13 protein-coding genes are annotated in these 17316 nt (G+C 60.1%); 11 read left to right on the top strand and 2 right to left on the bottom strand.

The genetic code is table 11. The annotated features are described in order from the left end of the window. The first annotated feature begins 14 nt into the window (after nt 1–14). The 3 genes from JFU37_RS03765 (at nt 15) to JFU37_RS03755 (ending at nt 2156) form a co-directional block, all read left to right on the top strand. The gene (locus tag JFU37_RS03765) at nt 15–464 is read left to right on the top strand and encodes an acyl-CoA thioesterase (protein WP_201113035.1); all 450 of its coding nucleotides are present in this window, start codon (nt 15–17) and stop codon (nt 462–464) included. Between the two features lie 165 nt (nt 465–629). Further along, entirely contained in the window at nt 630–1589 is a 960-nt protein-coding gene (locus JFU37_RS03760; protein ID WP_201113033.1) for a tRNA dihydrouridine synthase, read from the top strand. A 120-nt stretch (nt 1590–1709) separates the two neighbouring features. After that, nucleotides 1710–2156, top strand: a complete 447-nt coding sequence (locus JFU37_RS03755; protein ID WP_157711684.1) for an Hsp20 family protein — start codon at nt 1710–1712, stop codon at nt 2154–2156. Nucleotides 2157–2322: 166 nt separating this feature from the next. Here the strand turns inward: JFU37_RS03755 and JFU37_RS03750 are convergent, their stop codons facing one another. Both JFU37_RS03750 and JFU37_RS03745 read right to left on the bottom strand, forming a co-directional pair. Beyond that, nucleotides 2323–5601, bottom strand: a complete 3279-nt coding sequence (locus tag JFU37_RS03750; protein ID WP_201113031.1) for a PAS domain S-box protein — start codon at nt 5599–5601, stop codon at nt 2323–2325. A gap of 67 nt (nt 5602–5668) precedes the next feature. Then, entirely contained in the window at nt 5669–6559 is an 891-nt protein-coding gene (locus JFU37_RS03745) for a LysR family transcriptional regulator (RefSeq protein ID WP_201113023.1), read from the bottom strand. A gap of 147 nt (nt 6560–6706) precedes the next feature. On the opposite strand from JFU37_RS03745, the gene leuC reads away from it, so the two are divergent. The 8 genes from leuC to truA all read left to right on the top strand — a co-directional run bounded on the left by leuC (nt 6707) and on the right by truA (nt 17263). Continuing rightward, nucleotides 6707–8125, top strand: coding sequence for a 3-isopropylmalate dehydratase large subunit (leuC, locus tag JFU37_RS03740; protein WP_201113021.1), 1419 nt, complete (start codon nt 6707–6709; stop codon nt 8123–8125). Between the two features lie 11 nt (nt 8126–8136). After that, nucleotides 8137–8781, top strand: a complete 645-nt coding sequence (gene leuD, locus JFU37_RS03735; protein ID WP_201113019.1) for a 3-isopropylmalate dehydratase small subunit — start codon at nt 8137–8139, stop codon at nt 8779–8781. A gap of 135 nt (nt 8782–8916) precedes the next feature. After that, the gene (locus JFU37_RS03730; RefSeq protein ID WP_201113017.1) at nt 8917–9684 is read left to right on the top strand and encodes a class I SAM-dependent methyltransferase; all 768 of its coding nucleotides are present in this window, start codon (nt 8917–8919) and stop codon (nt 9682–9684) included. Nucleotides 9685–9749: 65 nt separating this feature from the next. Next, nucleotides 9750–10832, top strand: coding sequence for a 3-isopropylmalate dehydrogenase (gene leuB / locus JFU37_RS03725; RefSeq protein ID WP_201113015.1), 1083 nt, complete (start codon nt 9750–9752; stop codon nt 10830–10832). 68 nt (nt 10833–10900) lie between these two features. Next, on the top strand, nt 10901–12013 hold the full coding sequence (gene asd / locus JFU37_RS03720) for an aspartate-semialdehyde dehydrogenase (RefSeq protein WP_201113013.1): 1113 nt from the start codon (nt 10901–10903) through the stop codon (nt 12011–12013). Between the two features lie 280 nt (nt 12014–12293). Further along, nucleotides 12294–13304: an aspartate-semialdehyde dehydrogenase gene (locus tag JFU37_RS03715; protein WP_201113011.1), complete on the top strand. Its 1011-nt coding sequence runs from the start codon at nt 12294–12296 to the stop codon at nt 13302–13304. A gap of 207 nt (nt 13305–13511) precedes the next feature. After that, a complete protein-coding gene (locus JFU37_RS03710; RefSeq protein ID WP_201113010.1) occupies nt 13512–16169 on the top strand; it encodes a FimV family protein in 2658 nt (885 codons plus the stop codon). A gap of 239 nt (nt 16170–16408) precedes the next feature. Continuing rightward, nucleotides 16409–17263 (top strand): tRNA pseudouridine(38-40) synthase TruA, encoded by an 855-nt coding sequence (truA, locus tag JFU37_RS03705; RefSeq protein WP_201113008.1) that lies wholly within the window; start codon nt 16409–16411, stop codon nt 17261–17263. The last annotated feature ends 53 nt before the right edge of the window (nt 17264–17316 follow it).

Genomic DNA, 17316 nt, shown 5'->3' with positions numbered 1-17316 from the left:
ACCGGGAGTGGGGCATGGGCTGGGATCGGGCAACGCCATTTATCATTGATCTGGAAGTAGGCGCCGAGGACATCGACGGGCTGGGGCACGCGAATAACGCGGTGTATGTAACCTGGCTCGAACGCTGCGCCTGGCGCCACTCGCAACGGCTGGGTCTGGACCTGGTCGAATATCGTCGGCTGGATCGGGCGATGGCGGTGGTACGGCACGAGATCGATTACCTGGCTGCCGCGTATGAAGGCGACGAGCTGCAATTGGCGACCTGGATCGTCGACTGGGACCAGCGCCTGAAAATGACCCGACATTTCCAGTTGAAGCGCCCGAGCGACAACACCACGTTGTTGCGTGCACAAACCACCTTCGTCTGCATCGAACTGTCCACCGGCAAACCCAAGCGCATGCCGGCGGAGTTTATCGAAGGCTATGGCCCGGCGTTGCACATGTTGGATACAACCCAAATCTGATGTAGGAGCGAGCTTGCTCGCGATGGTCGTCAACGATAACGTGGCAATCCTGACGTTCCGCGGCGTTCGCCAGCTTTTCGCGAGCAAGCTCGCTCCTACAAGGGATCTGCGATTTTCCGCGCAATCCAGTAAACTGCCGCACGTTTTTCGTCGAGTGTGTTTTTCATGCAAATTGCTTTGGCACCCATGGAGGGGTTGGTCGACAACATCCTGCGGGACGTGCTGACCCGTGTGGGCGGTATCGATTGGTGCGTGACCGAGTTCATCCGGATCAACGACCAACTGCTCACGCCTGCCTATTTCCACAAGTTCGGTCCTGAATTGCTGAACGGTGCGCGCACAGCATCCGGCGTACCGCTGCGGGTACAGCTGCTCGGCTCCGACCCGGTGTGCCTGGCGGAAAATGCCGCGCTCGCTTGCGAATTGGGCTCCGAAGTGATCGATCTGAACTTCGGTTGCCCGGCCAAAACCGTGAACAAGTCCCGTGGTGGCGCCGTGCTGCTCAAAGAGCCTGAGCTGCTGAACCAGATTGTCGAGCATGTCCGTCGCGCCGTTCCGGCGCACATTCCCGTCACCGCCAAGATGCGTCTGGGTTTCGACAGCCCGGACGGTGCGCTGGTGTGCGCCACGGCCCTGGCCGAAGGCGGCGCTGCGCACATCGTCGTGCATGCACGAACCAAGACTGACGGCTACAAGCCACCAGCCCATTGGGAATGGATTCCGCGGGTGCAGGACGTGGTCAAGGTACCGGTGTTCGCCAATGGCGACATCTGGAGCGTCGAAGACTGGCGCCGTTGCCGCGAAATCAGCGGCGTGGAAGACATCATGCTGGGTCGCGGTCTTGTCTCGCGTCCGGACCTGGCGCGGCAAATCGTGGCGGCGCGGGCCGGTGAGGAGGTCGTCGAGATGACCTGGGCCGAACTGCTGCCGCTGATTCAGGACTTCTGGCTGCAAGCCAAGGCGCAGATGACGCCACGTCAGTCGCCGGGTCGCCTAAAGCAGTGGCTGGCAATGCTGACCCGCAATTATCCCGAAGCGGTAGAGCTGTTCACGGTGCTGCGCCGTGAAACCGAACTGGATCATGTCTCGCATTTACTGGGTCTGCAGGTATCTGAAGCGGCCTGAAAAAATCTGAAAGTAATCTCTTGAAAAGTAATCAGCGGTCCCTATCTAAGGATTACGCGATGCCGAATTCGGGTCGCGGAGACAAAAAACCTTGCTGATTGTTTTCAGGAGATTTGAACCATGAGTACTGCATTTTCCCTGGCCCCACTGTTCCGTTCCTCCGTAGGCTTCGACCGTTTTAACGACCTGTTCGAAACCGCCCTGCGTAATGAGCCAGGCAGCACCTACCCACCTTACAACGTCGAAAAGCACGGTGATGATCAATACCGCATCGTCGTGGCGGCGGCGGGCTTCCAGGAAGAAGACCTGGACCTGCAAGTCGAGAAGGGCGTGCTGACCATCAGTGGCGGCAAACGCGACGCGACTGAAGGCGTGACCTTCCTGCATCAAGGCATCGCCCAGCGCGCGTTCAAACTGTCGTTCCGCCTGGCCGATCACATCGAGATCAAGGCCGCCGACCTGCGCAACGGTCTGTTGAGTATCGACCTGCTGCGGGTTGTTCCAGAAGAGGCGAAAGCCAAACGCATCCCGATCAACGGGACGCAGAAACCGGCTCTGCAGCATTAAGGCAGAGCAGTAAAAAAGGGCGCCACTGGCGCCCTTTTTTTGTGCCCCTTGCCCTCCGTAGGAGCGAGCTCGCTCGCGATGGACGTTAACGATAACGCGTGTTTTATGAATAAACGCGCCGCTCTTGAGTCCATCGCGAGCAAGCTCGCTCCTACAAGGGGCTGTGTTATTTAAGGAGTTTCAAAAACTCCTCCACCGGCAGCGGCCGACTGTGCAAATACCCCTGGTAAAAATGGCAGCCCAGTCCCTGCAAAAACTCAAGCTGCTCTGGCGTCTCAACGCCTTCGGCGATCACTTTCAATTCCAGGCTGAGAGCCATGGCGACGATGGCGCGGATGATCTCCGCATCGTTCGGGTCGGTGGTGGCGTCACGGATAAACGACTGATCGATTTTCAACGTGTCGACCGGCAGGCGTTTGAGGTAAGTCAGTGAGGAATAACCGGTGCCGAAGTCGTCCATGGCAAAGCTCACACCGAGTTTTTTCAGCCGGCGCATTTTGCCGATGGTGTCATCCAGGTTCTGGATGACGATGCCTTCGGTGATTTCCAGTTTCAGCAACGAGCAGGGCAGGCCATGGCTGACGAGGCTGTGTTCGATGCGTTCGACGAAGTCGTTCTGGCGGAACTGTCGTGGGCTGATGTTGACGCACAGGCTGAAGTCGAGCGGGTCTATCAACCCCCGGGTCATCAACAGTTTGAAGGCTTCGCAGGCTTCATCGACGATCCAGGTGCCGACCTCGAGAATCAGCCCGCTGTCTTCCAGCACCTTGATGAACTCAGTAGGCGATTGTTCGCCGAGCTGCGGATGGTTCCAGCGCACCAGTGCTTCGGCGCCGACGATGCGGTTGGTGCGGGCATCCACCTGAGGTTGGTAATGCACGCGAAATTCGCCCCGTGAAAGCGCCAGGCGCAGGTCGGTTTCCATGCGCAGGCGTTCGCTGGCGGCCTTCTGCATGGTGTTGTGGTACATCTGCGTGGTGTTGCGACCCGAATCCTTGGCCCGATAGAGGGCGATATCGGCGCGTTTGAGCAGGTCGGTGGGCGTGGATCCATGGTCGGGAATCAGCGCGATGCCGATGCTCGGTGTCACTTGCAGGCGTTGCCCGTCGAGGAACATCGGTTCGGACAGCAGTTCGCGCAAGGTGTCCGCCAGTTCCCGAACCTGTTCGCTGACTTCGTGGCGCGAGCCTTCCAGGCCACTCAGGAGCACGACGAACTCATCGCCGCCCAGTCGCGCCACGGTGTCTTCCATGCGCACGCTGGCCTCGAGCCGCGCGGTGATGATTTTCAGTACGGTATCGCCCACCGGATGACCCAGCGAATCATTGATGTGCTTGAAGTGATCGAGATCGAGAAACAGCAAAGCCCCGCGCAGGTTGTGGCGCTTGAGCAGGGCGATCTGCTGGCTCAGGCGATCCATCAGGAGTGCGCGGTTGGGCAGATTGGTCAGTGGGTCGTGGTAGGCCAGGTGACGGATCTGTGCCTCGGCGTTTTTCAGCAGGCTGACGTCTCGTGCGGTCAGCAGCAGGCAAGCTGTTTCATTCAGGGTAATGGGTTCCACCGAGACTTCGACGGTCAGCAACTCGCCGCGTTTATTGCGCCCGAGCATTTCCTGATGATGCACCCGGCCCTTGATCTGTAGCTCGGACAGCAGCGCCGAGCGTTGTTTCTCTTCGGCCCAGATACCGACTTGATACACGGTGCGGCCGATCACTTCATCGGCGCGGTAGCCCGTCAGGCGGCAGAAGCCGTCGTTGACCTCCAGATAACGCCCGGTGTCGCGCTCGGTGATGGTGATCGCGTCAGGGCTGGAGTGGAACGCCTTGGCGAACTTCTCTTCGCTGGCCTTGAGCGCCGCTTCGGAGCGTTGCTGTTGGGTGATGTCGCGCAAGGTGGTGACGATGCACGGTTGATCGCCGACGCTGATCTGACGGCTCGAAATCACGCAGGTCAGGGACTGTCCGTCTTTGTGCTGGACCTGGATCGCCACGTTATTGAGGCCCTGTTCGCGGATGACCTGCTCGATCCGTTGCAGGCTTTTCGCCGAGGCATCCCACAGGCCGATTTCATCGGCGCTATGGCCAATCACGTCGGCGGCGCTCCAGCCGAACGTTTGCGTGAAACTGGAATTGATCTCGATGAACTGGCCCGAGTCCTGACGGGTCACGCAGATCGGGTCCGGACTGACCTGGAACAGCGTCGCGAACTTCTCTTCTGATGCCACCAGTCGCTCTTCGCGTTCTACCTGATCGGTGATGTCAAGGAGGGTGCCCGCCATGCGCAGCGGGACGCCGTTTTCATCGCGATAGAGGCGGGCGCGGCTTTCCAGATAGCAGGTACTGCCGTCCGGCAGCTGCACGCGGTAGGTCAGCTGATAGTTGCCGGCCGGGCCCTCGCGCAGGCTGCGGTAGGCGTCGCGCATGGTGTCGCGTTCTTCGCCGGGGACGCCTTCGAAAAACTCTTCGAAAGATTCATGGAAAGGTATGGCTTCCAGCCCGTGCAGCTGGGCGGCGCGGGCCGAGCCGTAAAGCATACCGCTGGGAATGTGCCAGTCCCAGGTGCCGAGTTGTGCTGAATCCAGGGCCAGGTCGAGACGTTCCTGGCTGTCTTTGAGGGCTTGCTCGGCGGCTTTGCTTTCGGTGGTATCGAGGAAGGTACTCAGCAGATAAGGCTGGCCCTCGAGCTCGACCTTTTGCGCACTGAGGATGCCGTCGTGAATCTGGCCATTGCTGGCGCGGAACTGCACCTCCATGCTGATCAATTCGCCTTTGGCCTTGGTGGCCTTGACCAGTTTTTCCCGTTGATCCGGGTGTACCCACAGGCCCAGTTCAAGGGTGGTACGACCAATGGCATTCTGCACCGGCCAGCCGAACAGGCTTTCGAAATACTGGTTGGCCTCGGTGATCAGGCCATCATCCTGGCGGGTCAGCAGCACCATATTCGGGCACAGGTGAAACAATGTCGCGAAGCGTTTTTCCGAGCTGCTCAGTGCTTGTTCGCGCTGGCGCTGGTGGGTGATTTCGCGGATCACGCCGATCATTCTGGGCCGACCGTGTTTGTCCGGCAGCAGGCTGCCGTTGATCTCCAGCCAGTGCAGGCTGCCGTCGGGCCAACGGATACGGTGGTGCATCGCCTGTTCCAGCGGCGCGCCGGCGATCACGGCGTGGAAGGCGCGAACGGTCTTTGCCCGATCCTCCGGGGGCACCAAATCCAGGTATTCCAGATCGGCCGGCAAGGGTTGCCGGGGATCGAAACCGAACAATGCCTGGGTGCCCCGGGACCAGCTGATCTGCCCACGTTCGATGTCCCAGTACCACGCGCCCAAACGTGCGCCGTTGAGGGCTGCCAGCAATTGCGGCGCGCTTTCCCAGCTTTGCTCGGACCGTTTCGGGTCAAGCGCCTGTATATGCGGCATCGGCGGAATACGATCAACAGATTTCGGCATTGGCAAGCCTTGGGCAGAAAGGGGCGTTAGGCACAGGGTTTCGCGGCTCTATAAGAAGTAGCACACCTTAGCCTTGTTTCCCTGGCAGATCGATTTGTGCATCCAGCAGGGCCATAAAGGCCCGTGCCGCGTTCGACAGTGTCCGTTCTGTGTGCAGGATATAGCCTAGCTGGCGAGTGAGTTGTATGCCCGGCAAAGGTATTCGCGCAACCTGATCGTCAAGCATGGTGCGCGGCAAGACGCTCCAGGCCAGGCCGATCGAGACCATCATTTTGATGGTTTCCAAATAATTCGTACTCATGGCGATGTTCGGCGTCAGGCCCTGAGCCTCGAACAGGCGCTGGACGATGTGATGAGTGAAGGTGTTGCCGCCGGGGAACACTGCCGGGTGCAGGGCGATATCTGCCAGGCTGACCGCACCGTTGCTGATCAGCGAATGCTCGGGGGCGACCACGAAGTCCAGCGGGTCGTCCCACACCGGCGTGGCCTTGACCAGCGTATGGGGCTCCGGCGCCAGGGTAATCACCGCCAGTTCGGCGCGGCCATGGAGGATTTCTTCGTAGGCCACTTCCGAATCGAGGAACTGAATATCCAGCGCTACCTGTGGGTAACGTCGGGTGAACTCCCGTAATAAGGGCGGCAAGCGATGCAGGCCGATGTGGTGACTGGTGGCCAGGGTCAGGCGGCCAGTCACTTCGCCGGTGAGATTGGTCAGGGCCCGACGGGTGTCATCCAGCACATTCAGAATCTGATAGGCCCGCGGCAGCAAGGCGCGGCCAGCCTCTGTCAGGCTCACTTCGCGGCCCAATCGGTCAAACAGTCGCACCTTCAATTGCTGCTCGAGCCCGGCGATACGTTTACTGATCGCGGGCTGGGTCAGGTGCAGCCGTTCGCCCGCGCCGGAAAAGCTCCCGGTCTCGGCAATCGCGATAAAAGCGTTGAGGTTGGCCAGGTCCATTGTTGTATTCCAGTTGGTTATCCAAAGCATGAAAAATATGAATTTGAGTTATTTAATGTAACCCCCTAGGATCGACCTCACAAGCCAAGGGGTTATTGAATTTCCAAAACCCGGGGCATAGAAACAAGCTGATGAGGAAACCGTCTGATGGCCGGCAAAACGCTCTACGACAAGCTCTGGGATTCGCATTTGGTTAAACAGCGCGACGATGGCTCTGCGCTGATCTACATCGATCGTCACATCATCCACGAAGTGACTTCGCCGCAAGCCTTTGAAGGCTTGCGCCTGGCAGGGCGCAAGCCTTGGCGCATCGATGCCAACATCGCAACCCCGGACCACAACGTACCGACTACCCCGGAACGCAAGGGCGGCATCGCAGCCATTGCCGACGAGGTCTCGCGTTTGCAGGTTCAGACCCTCGACGATAACTGCGATGAATATGGCATTGTCGAATTCAAGATGAATGATGTGCGTCAAGGCATCGTTCACGTCATCGGCCCGGAGCAGGGCGCGACTTTGCCGGGCATGACCGTGGTCTGCGGCGACTCCCATACCTCGACCCACGGCGCGTTCGGTGCTCTGGCTCACGGTATCGGCACTTCCGAGGTCGAGCACGTGCTCGCCACTCAGTGCCTGGTTGCCAAGAAAATGAAGAATATGTTGGTCTCCGTCGAAGGCAAACTGCCGTTCGGCGTGACCGCCAAGGACATCGTCCTCGCGGTCATCGGCAAAATCGGCACCGCCGGCGGTAACGGTCATGCCATCGAATTCGCCGGTAGCGCGATTCGCGATTTGTCCGTTGAAGGCCGCATGACCATCTGCAACATGTCCATCGAGGCTGGCGCTCGCGTAGGCCTGGTGGCTGCAGACGAAAAAACCGTGGCCTACGTGAAGGGTCGTCCATTTGCTCCGAAGGGCGCGGAATGGGACTTGGCCGTCGAAGCCTGGAAAGACCTGGTGACCGATAAGGACGCCAAATTCGACACCATCGTCGAACTCGACGCGACCCAGATCAAACCGCAAGTCAGCTGGGGCACGTCACCGGAGATGGTGTTGGCTGTCGACCAGAACGTGCCGGATCCGGCTCAGGAGATGGACCTGGTTAAACGCGGCTCCATCGAACGCGCCTTGAAGTACATGGGTTTGACCGCCAATCAGGCGATCACCGACATTCAGCTGGACCGCGTGTTCATCGGTTCCTGCACCAACTCGCGGATCGAAGACCTGCGCGCTGCAGCTGTCATCGCCAAGGGCCGCAAAGTGGCATCGACCATCAAGCAGGCCATCGTGGTGCCGGGTTCGGGTCTGGTGAAGGCTCAGGCGGAATCCGAAGGCCTGGACAAGATTTTCCTCGACGCCGGTTTCGAATGGCGTGAACCCGGTTGCTCAATGTGCCTGGCGATGAACCCGGACCGTTTGGAGTCGGGCGAGCATTGTGCATCGACCTCCAACCGTAACTTCGAAGGCCGTCAGGGCGCCGGTGGCCGTACCCACCTCGTCAGTCCGGCCATGGCCGCCGCCGCCGCTGTGAACGGTCGTTTCGTCGACGTCCGTGAATTGATCTAAAGGAGCGCAGCATGAAAGCTTTTACCCAGCACACTGGTCTTGTCGCGCCTTTGGATCGTGCCAACGTCGACACCGACCAGATCATCCCGAAGCAATTCTTGAAATCGATCAAGCGCACGGGTTTTGGCCCGAACCTGTTCGATGAATGGCGCTATCTGGATGTGGGGCAGCCGTACCAGGACAATTCCAAGCGTCCGCTGAACAAGGATTTCGTCCTTAACGCGGAGCGTTACCAAGGTGCCAGCGTATTGTTGGCCCGTGAAAACTTCGGTTGCGGCTCCAGCCGCGAGCACGCGCCATGGGCGCTTGAAGAATATGGTTTCCGCAGCATCATCGCGCCGAGCTACGCCGACATCTTCTTCAACAACAGCTTCAAGAACGGCTTGCTGCCGATCATCTTGAGCGACGCTGAAGTGGATGAGTTGTTCCAGCAGGTTGAAGCTACGCCTGGCTATCAGTTGCAGGTCGATCTGCAAGCCCAGACCGTGACCAGTCCGGATGGCAAGGTGTTGAGCTTCGAAATCGACGCGTTCCGCAAGCATTGCCTGCTCAACGGTCTGGACGATATTGGCCTGACCTTGCAGGACCACGAGGCGATTGCGACGTTTGAGGCCAAGCATCGCGCGAGCCAGCCGTGGTTGTTTCGCGACGCATAATTCTGCGTAAGGCTGATGACGCCTTCGCGAGCAGGCTCGCTCCCACATTTGAAATGCGATCCCCTGTGGGAGCGAGCCTGCTCGCGAAGAGGCCCGAATAAACACCGCAAGACTCACCCCCAAAAAGGAAGTCCCATGACCAGCACCCCCCAGCACAGCCAGGTAGTCCAAAAGCAATTCGGTGAACAGGCCGCGGCCTACCTGAGCAGCGCCGTTCACGCTCAAGGCACCGAATTTGCGCTGCTACAAGCCGAACTGGCAGGGCAGGGCGATGCCCGAGTGCTGGACCTGGGGTGCGGCGCCGGTCATGTGAGTTTTCACGTGGCCTCGCTGGTCAAGGAAGTCGTGGCTTACGACCTGTCCCAGCAGATGCTTGACGTGGTCGCCGGTGCCGCTGTGGATCGTGGCTTAAGCAATGTGTCCACCGTACTCGGTGCCGCCGAGCGCCTGCCATTTGCCGATGGCGAGTTCGATTTCGTCTTTAGCCGTTATTCGGCGCACCATTGGAGCGATCTCGGCCTGGCCCTGCGCGAAGTTCGTCGGGTGCTGAAACCGGGCGGCGTGGCGGCGTTCATTGACGTGTTGTCACCGGGCAGTCCGTTGTTCGACACTTACCTGCAAAGCGTCGAGGTGCTGCGCGACACCAGCCATGTGCGCGATTATTCCGCCGGCGAGTGGTTGCGTCAGGTCAGCGAAGCGGGGTTGCACACGCGCAGCACCACGCGTCAACGGCTGCGTCTGGAGTACAACTCCTGGGTCGAGCGCATGCGCACACCCCAGGTGATGCGCGCGGCAATCCTCGAGTTGCAGCAGTCGATGGGCAATGAAGTACGTGACTATTTTGAGATTGAGGCCGATGGTTCATTCAGTACAGATGTGCTGGTGCTGATGGCTGAACGATAAGCGCTGAACGATAGAATTTTTCCGGGTGTGCTCACGGGCGCACCGACTGATGACATGAGGAAAGCATGAGCAAGCAGATTCTGATTCTCCCAGGTGACGGTATTGGCCCGGAAATCATGGCCGAAGCGGTCAAGGTGCTGGAGCTGGCCAGCGATAAGTACAGCCTGGGTTTTGAACTGAGCCACGACGTCATCGGCGGCGCAGCCATCGACAAGCACGGCGTGCCACTGGCTGACGAAACCCTGGACCGTGCCCGCGCAGCCGACGCTGTGCTGCTGGGCGCCGTGGGCGGCCCGAAATGGGACGCCATCGAGCGTGACATTCGCCCTGAGCGCGGTCTGCTGAAGATTCGTGCGCAACTGGGCCTGTTCGGCAACCTGCGTCCGGCGATCCTGTACCCGCAACTGGCCGAGGCTTCGAGCCTGAAACCGGAAATCGTTGCCGGCCTGGACATTCTGATCGTTCGCGAACTGACCGGCGGCATTTACTTCGGCGCGCCACGCGGCACCCGCACCCTGGAAAACGGCGAGCGTCAGTCCTACGACACCCTGCCGTACAGCGAAAGCGAAATCCGCCGCATCGCCCGTGTCGGTTTCGACATGGCGATGGTGCGTGGCAAGAAGCTGTGCTCGGTGGACAAGGCCAACGTCCTGGCGTCCAGCCAGCTGTGGCGTGAAATCGTCGAGGAAGTGGCCAAGGATTACCCGGAAGTCGAACTGAGCCACATGTACGTCGACAACGCCGCGATGCAACTGGTGCGCGCACCGAAGCAGTTCGACGTGATCGTGACCGACAACATGTTTGGTGACATTCTTTCCGACCAGGCGTCGATGCTCACCGGTTCCATCGGCATGCTGCCGTCGGCATCCCTGGATACCAACAACAAAGGCATGTACGAGCCGTGCCACGGTTCGGCGCCGGACATCGCGGGCAAAGGCATTGCCAACCCGCTGGCGACCATTTTGTCGGTGTCGATGATGTTGCGTTACAGCTTCAATCTGCAGGATGCGGCGGATGCGATCGAGAAAGCCGTGAGCCTGGTGCTGGATCAGGGCCTGCGCACGGGTGACATCTGGTCGGCCGGTTGCACTAAAGTCGGTACGCAGGAAATGGGTGACGCAGTAGTCGCCGCGCTGCGGAATCTGTAATCTCTCGGGCCCGCTGCCACTTTCAACTTCGAAGGCAGCGGCCCACTTTTCAAGAAGGTGTAGTTGCGATGAAACGTGTAGGTCTGATCGGTTGGCGCGGTATGGTCGGTTCCGTGCTCATGCAGCGGATGCTGGAAGAGCAGGATTTCGATCTTATCGAGCCGGTGTTTTTCACCACTTCCAATGTCGGTGGCCAAGGCCCGTCCGTGGGCAAGGACATTGCTCCGCTCAAGGACGCTTACAGCATTGAAGAGCTGAAAACCCTCGACGTGATTCTGACCTGCCAGGGTGGCGACTACACCAGCGAAGTCTTCCCGAAGCTGCGCGAAGCCGGCTGGCAGGGTTACTGGATCGACGCCGCTTCCAGCCTGCGCATGCAGGATGACGCGGTGATCGTGCTGGATCCGGTGAACCGCAAGGTCATCGACCAGCAGCTCGACGCGGGCACCAAGAACTACATCGGCGGCAACTGCACCGTCAGCCTGATGCTGATGGGCCTGGGCGGTCTGTTTGAAGCCGGTCTGGTGGAGTGGATGAGCGCCATGACGTATCAGGCAGCTTCCGGTGCCGGCGCGCAGAACATGCGTGAACTGATCAAGCAGATGGGCGCGACCCACGCGGCTGTCGCGGATCAACTGGCCGACCCGGCCAGCGCCATCCTCGACATCGACCGCCGTGTCGCCGAAGCCATGCGCAGCGACGCGTACCCGACCGAAAACTTCGGCGTACCGCTGGCTGGCAGCCTGATCCCGTGGATCGACAAGGAACTGCCGAACGGTCAAAGCCGTGAAGAGTGGAAAGCCCAGGCCGAGACCAACAAGATCCTCGGTCGTTTCAAGAGCCCGATCCCGGTCGATGGTATTTGCGTGCGCATCGGCGCGATGCGCTGCCACAGCCAGGCGCTGACCATCAAACTGAATAAAGACGTGCCGATCGCCGATATCGAAGGGCTGATCAGCCAGCACAACCCTTGGGTCAAACTGGTGCCGAACCAGCGTGAAGTCAGCATTCAGGAACTGAGCCCGACGAAAGTCACCGGCACCCTGAACGTACCGGTTGGCCGTTTGCGCAAGCTGAATATGGGCACGCAGTACGTCGGTGCGTTCACCGTCGGCGATCAACTGCTGTGGGGCGCGGCCGAACCGCTGCGTCGCATGCTGCGGATTCTGCTTGAGCGTTGATCGATTGATGCAATGAAAAAACCCGCGCCTTGAAAGAGGTGCGGGTTTTTTTATTCTGGCAACCTGATTTTGATCGGTTGCCCATACCGGCCCCTTCGCGGGCAAGCCCGCTCCCACAGTATTCGGTGTCGAGCACAAGGTTTGGGTACACCATGAAACCTGTGGGAGCGGGCTTGCCCGCGAAGGGGCCGGTATGGGCAGCACATATCCCCGGCAGAATTGCCTGCATGCCCACCACCCGGTAAAGTGCCGCTCCCCCCGTTTCGCCAGAGGTAGAACCATGAGCCAGTCCTTTGATATTGCCGTGATCGGCGCCACCGGTACTGTCGGCGAAACGCTCGTGCAGATTCTTGAAGAGCGCAACTTCCCGGTCGCCAACCTGCACCTGCTGGCCAGCAGCGAATCGGCCGGGCATTCGGTACCGTTTCGCGGCAAGAACGTGCGTGTGCGGGAAGTCGATGAGTTCGATTTCAGCAAAGTCCAGCTGGTTTTCTTTGCGGCCGGCCCGGCGGTGACCCTGAGTTTTGCCTCGCGTGCCACGGCGGCCGGATGCTCGCTGATCGATCTGTCTGGCGCCTTGCCGGCCGATCAAGCACCGCAAGTGGTACCTGAAGCCAATGCGCAGGTGTTGGCCGGTCTGAAAAAGCCTTTTCAGGTCAGCAGCCCAAGCCCGTCGGCCACCACACTGGCGGTGGTGCTGGCGCCGTTGCTCGGTTTGCTCGACCTGCAGCGCATCAACTTGACCGCCAGTCTGGCGGTCTCTGCCCAGGGGCGCGAAGCCGTGACCGAACTGGCGCGGCAAACCGCCGAGCTGCTGAACGTGCGTCCACTGGAGCCGACTTTTTTCGATCGGCAGATGGCCTTCAACCTGCTGGCGCAAGTCGGCAAACCTGATGACCAAGGCCATACGCTGTTGGAAAAACGCCTGGTGCGCGAGCTGCGTCAGGTCATGGCGTTGCCTTCATTAAAGATTTCCGTGACTTGCATTCAAGCCCCGGTGTTTTTTGGCGATAGCTTTAGCGTGACCTTGCAATCAGCGCGCGATGTCGACCTGGCGAAAGTCAACGCGGCCCTGGAGGACGCACCGGGTATCGAGCTGGTGGAAGCCGGCGATTACCCGACGGCGGTAGGCGACGCGGTAGGGCAGGATGTGGTGTACGTCGGTCGGGTTCGCCAGGGTATCGACGACCTGTCGGAACTTAATTTGTGGCTGACGTCAGATAACGTACGCAAGGGCGCGGCGCTCAATGCTGTGCAGGTGGCTGAATTGTTGATAAAAGACCTTGTGTAAAAGATACTTGGCAACAATTTGTCTTATGGATCTAGCCGAGCGCTATGCTCCGCCGGATTGCTGAAGGCGAGCCATCCTGGTGGCTTCGCGTGGCATGAATGAAATGATCGCGCGTGACGACCCTTCGCCGCCGCGCGCAATGCCTTACGGCAGCGGCTATCAACTCCTTCTCGCTGGCCGAGGAATGTTCAAACAAAGGATGAGGCTATGGTTCAAGTTCGCAAACTGGTGTTAGCAATTGCGGCCGCCTCGGCGCTGTCCTCCGGTATGGCGCATGCACTCGGGCTCGGGGAACTGACCCTGAAGTCGACGCTGAACCAGCCTCTGGTGGCGGAAATCGAGTTGCTCGACGTCAAGGACCTCACCGCTGCCGAAGTGGTGCCGAGCCTGGCTTCGCCCGATGATTTCGCCAAGGCCGGTGTCGATCGCCAGGCGTTTCTCAATGACCTGACCTTTACGCCGGTGCTCAACGCCAGCGGCAAAAGCATCCTGCGTGTGACGTCCAGCAAACCCCTCTCCGAGCCGATGGTGAAATTCCTGGTTCAGGTGATGTGGCCCAACGGTCGCCTGCTGCGCGATTACAGCGTGCTGCTTGATCCGTCCAAATTCTCGCCGCAAACCGTAGATGCGGCCGCGCAACCTGCGCCGACTCAAACCGTCACGGCGCCAGTCACCGGTGCGACCCAACCGACCCAACACACCACGGCGCCGCGCGATACCCTGTGGGAAATCGCCGCGAAGGTGCGCAATGGTGGCTCGGTTCAACAAACCATGCTGGCCATTCAGGCACTGAACCCGGATGCCTTTATCGGCGGCAACATCAACCGGCTGAAAACCGGTCAGGTGCTGCGCCTACCGGATCAGACACAGAGCACCAGCCTGCCGCAACCCAAAGCCATCGCTGAAGTGGCCGCGCAGAATACGGCGTGGCGTCAGGGGCGTCGTTACGTCGCGAAGCCTGGCACCGGCCAGCAGCAACTCGACGCCACCAAGCGCGCGCGCGGTGAAGGCCCTTCTTCGAAAACAGCCAAGGACACGCTGAGCCTGGTCTCTGCCGGCACTGGCAAGGGCTCTGGCAAGGGCGCCGCAGGCGATGCCAAGAACCTGAGCAGCAAGCTGGCCGTCACCAAGGAAAGCCTCGACACGACCCGTCGTGACAATGCCGAACTGAAAAGCCGCATGACCGATCTGCAAAGTCAGATGGACAAGCTGCAACGTCTGATCGAACTGAAGAACAATCAATTGGCCAAGTTGCAGGCAGAAGGGAGCGCCACTGCACCCGCTGCGACTGCCCAGCCACCGGCGCCGATATCGGCCGAACTGGTGGCCGGCCCTGCGACAACGCCTGCAGAGGTTGCCCCGGCAACGCCAGCCGCTGCCGCAACTGCGCCTGAGGCCACGCCAGCGCCGGTCGAGAAGCCAATCGAACCGGCACCGGTTGCGTCCGACGAGCAACAATACAACGACCTGCTGACCAATCCGTACCTGCTGGGGCTGGCGGGTGGCGGTGCGGTGATTCTGTTGCTGTTGTTGCTGTTGCTGGCCCGTCGCCGCAAAGCCCAGCAAGAAGCCGAGAAGCATCTGCGCATGGCCCGGGCTTTGTCTGAGGAGCAGGAGTTTTCCGTTGAGCAGGACCTGCCGGAGAGCAGCTTCGAAGGTCTGGAAGTTCCACCGCCGAGCGTGAAACTCGCGACCGCACCGACACCAACGCCCGTGCCGACACCCGCGCCAGCGCCCGCCCCCGTACGCGCTCCGGTGATTGCACCGGTCGTGGTTACGCCGCCGATTGCCGCGCCATTGGTATCGCCTGCTGCCGAGCGTGATGATGGCGTACTGGGCAAGGCTCAGTCGCACATTGCCGCCGGTCGATTGAATCAGGCGGCGGCGTTGCTTGAGGAAGGCATCAAGCAAGAGCCGCAACGCAGTGATCTGCGCCTGAAACTGATGGAAGTCTACGGTCAGCAGGGCGATCGCGATGCGTTCGTCGCCCAGGAGCGCCAATTGGTCGCCAATGGTGACAACTATGCTCAAGTCGAACAGCTGAAAAGCCGCTTCCCGGCCATGGTTCTCGTGGCTGCCGGTGGCATCGCTGCCGCCGCCGTCGCGGCCGAACTGGACGCGCAATACGTTAAGGACTTGTTGCTGGACGAGCCGCAAGCGCCGGAACCGGCCTTGGCCGACGACGATTTTGACAGCGCCTTTGATCTGAGTCTGGATGATCTGGAAGTCGCCTCGCCTGCGGTGGTTGCGCCGGAACCCGAGCCAGAAACGGCTGCCGAGCTGGGCGACTTCCCGCAAGACGACGATTTGAGCTTCGAGTCGGTGTTGCAGCAGCACACCGAAATCAAGGAAAACCTTGATGACCTGTCGGACTTCGATCTGGATATGGACCTCGGTGGCGATGCCTCTCTAGCGACCTTGGCCGAAGACGATTTCCTGCTGAACCTGGATGATGACCTCAAGGACACGCCTGCCGCTAAAGCGCCAGTTGTCCCTGCAGTGCCGGACGATCTGGACCTGCCGGGCGACTTCGACCTGTCGCTGGCCGACGACATGGACACTCTCGACGCGCCGGACGCCTTCGCTGCTGAGCTGCATGATGTCAACGCCGAGCTTGAAAAGTTGTCTTCCAGCATTGGCGAGCCGACCTTCACCGCGGAAGACGCTTTGGCCTCCGCGGGCGACGAACCGGAATTCGATTTCCTTTCCGGCACTGACGAAGTCGCTACAAAACTCGATCTGGCCCAGGCCTACATCGACATGGGCGATAACGATGGCGCTCGGGATATCCTCAATGAGGTGGTGTCTGAAGGCGATGCCGGCCAGAAGAGCGAAGCCAGGGAAATGCTTTCGCGTCTGGCTTGAGTCATCGACACGGCGTAAACAAAACGGCAGCCCATCAAGGCTGCCGTTTTTGTTTGTGTGGGGATGCGATGGTGTTTGGTTGAAGATCAAAAGATCGCAGCCTTCGGCAGCTCCTACGCCGATCTCGGTAGGAGCTGACGAAGGCTGCGATCTTTTGATCTTCAACCAACCACCACTGGCATCCCCGTCCGGCGGCCTTATAATGCCCGCCTTTGCGTACATCAGCAGGCTGTCACTCCTTGGCAAATATAGATAACCCGGCCGCCGAACAGGCGGCCGACGGCTTTTTCCGGATCGCGTTGGGCGTTGAATACAAAGGTTCGCGTTATCGCGGCTGGCAGCGCCAGGCCTCCGGCGTGCTCACGGTCCAGGAAACCCTGGAAAAGGCTCTGTCCAAAGTCGCCGACTCACCTGTGTCGCTGCTCTGCGCCGGGCGCACTGACGCCGGCGTGCATGCTTGCGGACAGGTGGTGCATTTCGACACGCAGGTCGAGCGTTCGATGAAAGCCTGGGTCATGGGTGCCAATATCAACTTGCCCCACGACGTGAGCGTCAGTTGGGCCAAGGTCATGCCGGCGCATTTTCATGCGCGGTTCAAGGCCATTGCGCGGCGTTATCGCTACGTGATCTACAACGATCAGATCCGTCCCGCGCACCTGAACGAAGAAATCACCTGGAACCACCGGCCGCTGGACGTCGAGCGCATGGCCGAGGCTGCCCAGTACCTGGTCGGCACCCACGACTTCAGCGCTTTCCGCGCCGGCCAATGCCAGGCCAAATCGCCAATCAAGGAGCTGCATCACCTGCGCGTCACGCGCCACGGCAAGATGATCGTACTGGACATCCGCGCCAGCGCGTTCCTGCACCATATGGTGCGCAACATTGCGGGTGTGTTGATGACTATCGGCGCCGGCGAGCGTCCGGTGGAGTGGATGAAAGAAGTGCTGGAAAGTCGCATTCGCCGTTCTGGCGGGGTGACGGCGCATCCGTTCGGCCTGTATCTGGTGCAGGTCGAGTACCGCGATGAGTTCGAATTGCCCGAGCGTTACATCGGCCCACACTTCCTGACCGGTTTCACGGAACTTGACGGCTGACGCCTTCGAACGCTTTTGTTACCATCCGGCACTTCCCCGGATTTGCCTTGAGG

This window comes from Pseudomonas sp. TH41 (assembly GCF_016650695.1).
Classification (GTDB): Bacteria; Pseudomonadota; Gammaproteobacteria; order Pseudomonadales; family Pseudomonadaceae; genus Aquipseudomonas.
Note: the sequence above shows the minus strand (reverse complement) of the source record. Positions and strands in the feature narration are given on the sequence as shown.

Coding starts and splice junctions, on each gene's coding strand:
- JFU37_RS03765 (WP_201113035.1), top strand. CDS start 15: ATGGGCTGGGATCGGGCAACGCCATTTATCATTGATCTGGAAGTAGGC.
- JFU37_RS03760 (WP_201113033.1), top strand. CDS start 630: ATGCAAATTGCTTTGGCACCCATGGAGGGGTTGGTCGACAACATCCTG.
- JFU37_RS03755 (WP_157711684.1), top strand. CDS start 1,710: ATGAGTACTGCATTTTCCCTGGCCCCACTGTTCCGTTCCTCCGTAGGC.
- JFU37_RS03750 (WP_201113031.1), bottom strand. CDS start 5,601: ATGCCGAAATCTGTTGATCGTATTCCGCCGATGCCGCATATACAGGCG.
- JFU37_RS03745 (WP_201113023.1), bottom strand. CDS start 6,559: ATGGACCTGGCCAACCTCAACGCTTTTATCGCGATTGCCGAGACCGGG.
- leuC (WP_201113021.1), top strand. CDS start 6,707: ATGGCCGGCAAAACGCTCTACGACAAGCTCTGGGATTCGCATTTGGTT.
- leuD (WP_201113019.1), top strand. CDS start 8,137: ATGAAAGCTTTTACCCAGCACACTGGTCTTGTCGCGCCTTTGGATCGT.
- JFU37_RS03730 (WP_201113017.1), top strand. CDS start 8,917: ATGACCAGCACCCCCCAGCACAGCCAGGTAGTCCAAAAGCAATTCGGT.
- leuB (WP_201113015.1), top strand. CDS start 9,750: ATGAGCAAGCAGATTCTGATTCTCCCAGGTGACGGTATTGGCCCGGAA.
- asd (WP_201113013.1), top strand. CDS start 10,901: ATGAAACGTGTAGGTCTGATCGGTTGGCGCGGTATGGTCGGTTCCGTG.
- JFU37_RS03715 (WP_201113011.1), top strand. CDS start 12,294: ATGAGCCAGTCCTTTGATATTGCCGTGATCGGCGCCACCGGTACTGTC.
- JFU37_RS03710 (WP_201113010.1), top strand. CDS start 13,512: ATGGTTCAAGTTCGCAAACTGGTGTTAGCAATTGCGGCCGCCTCGGCG.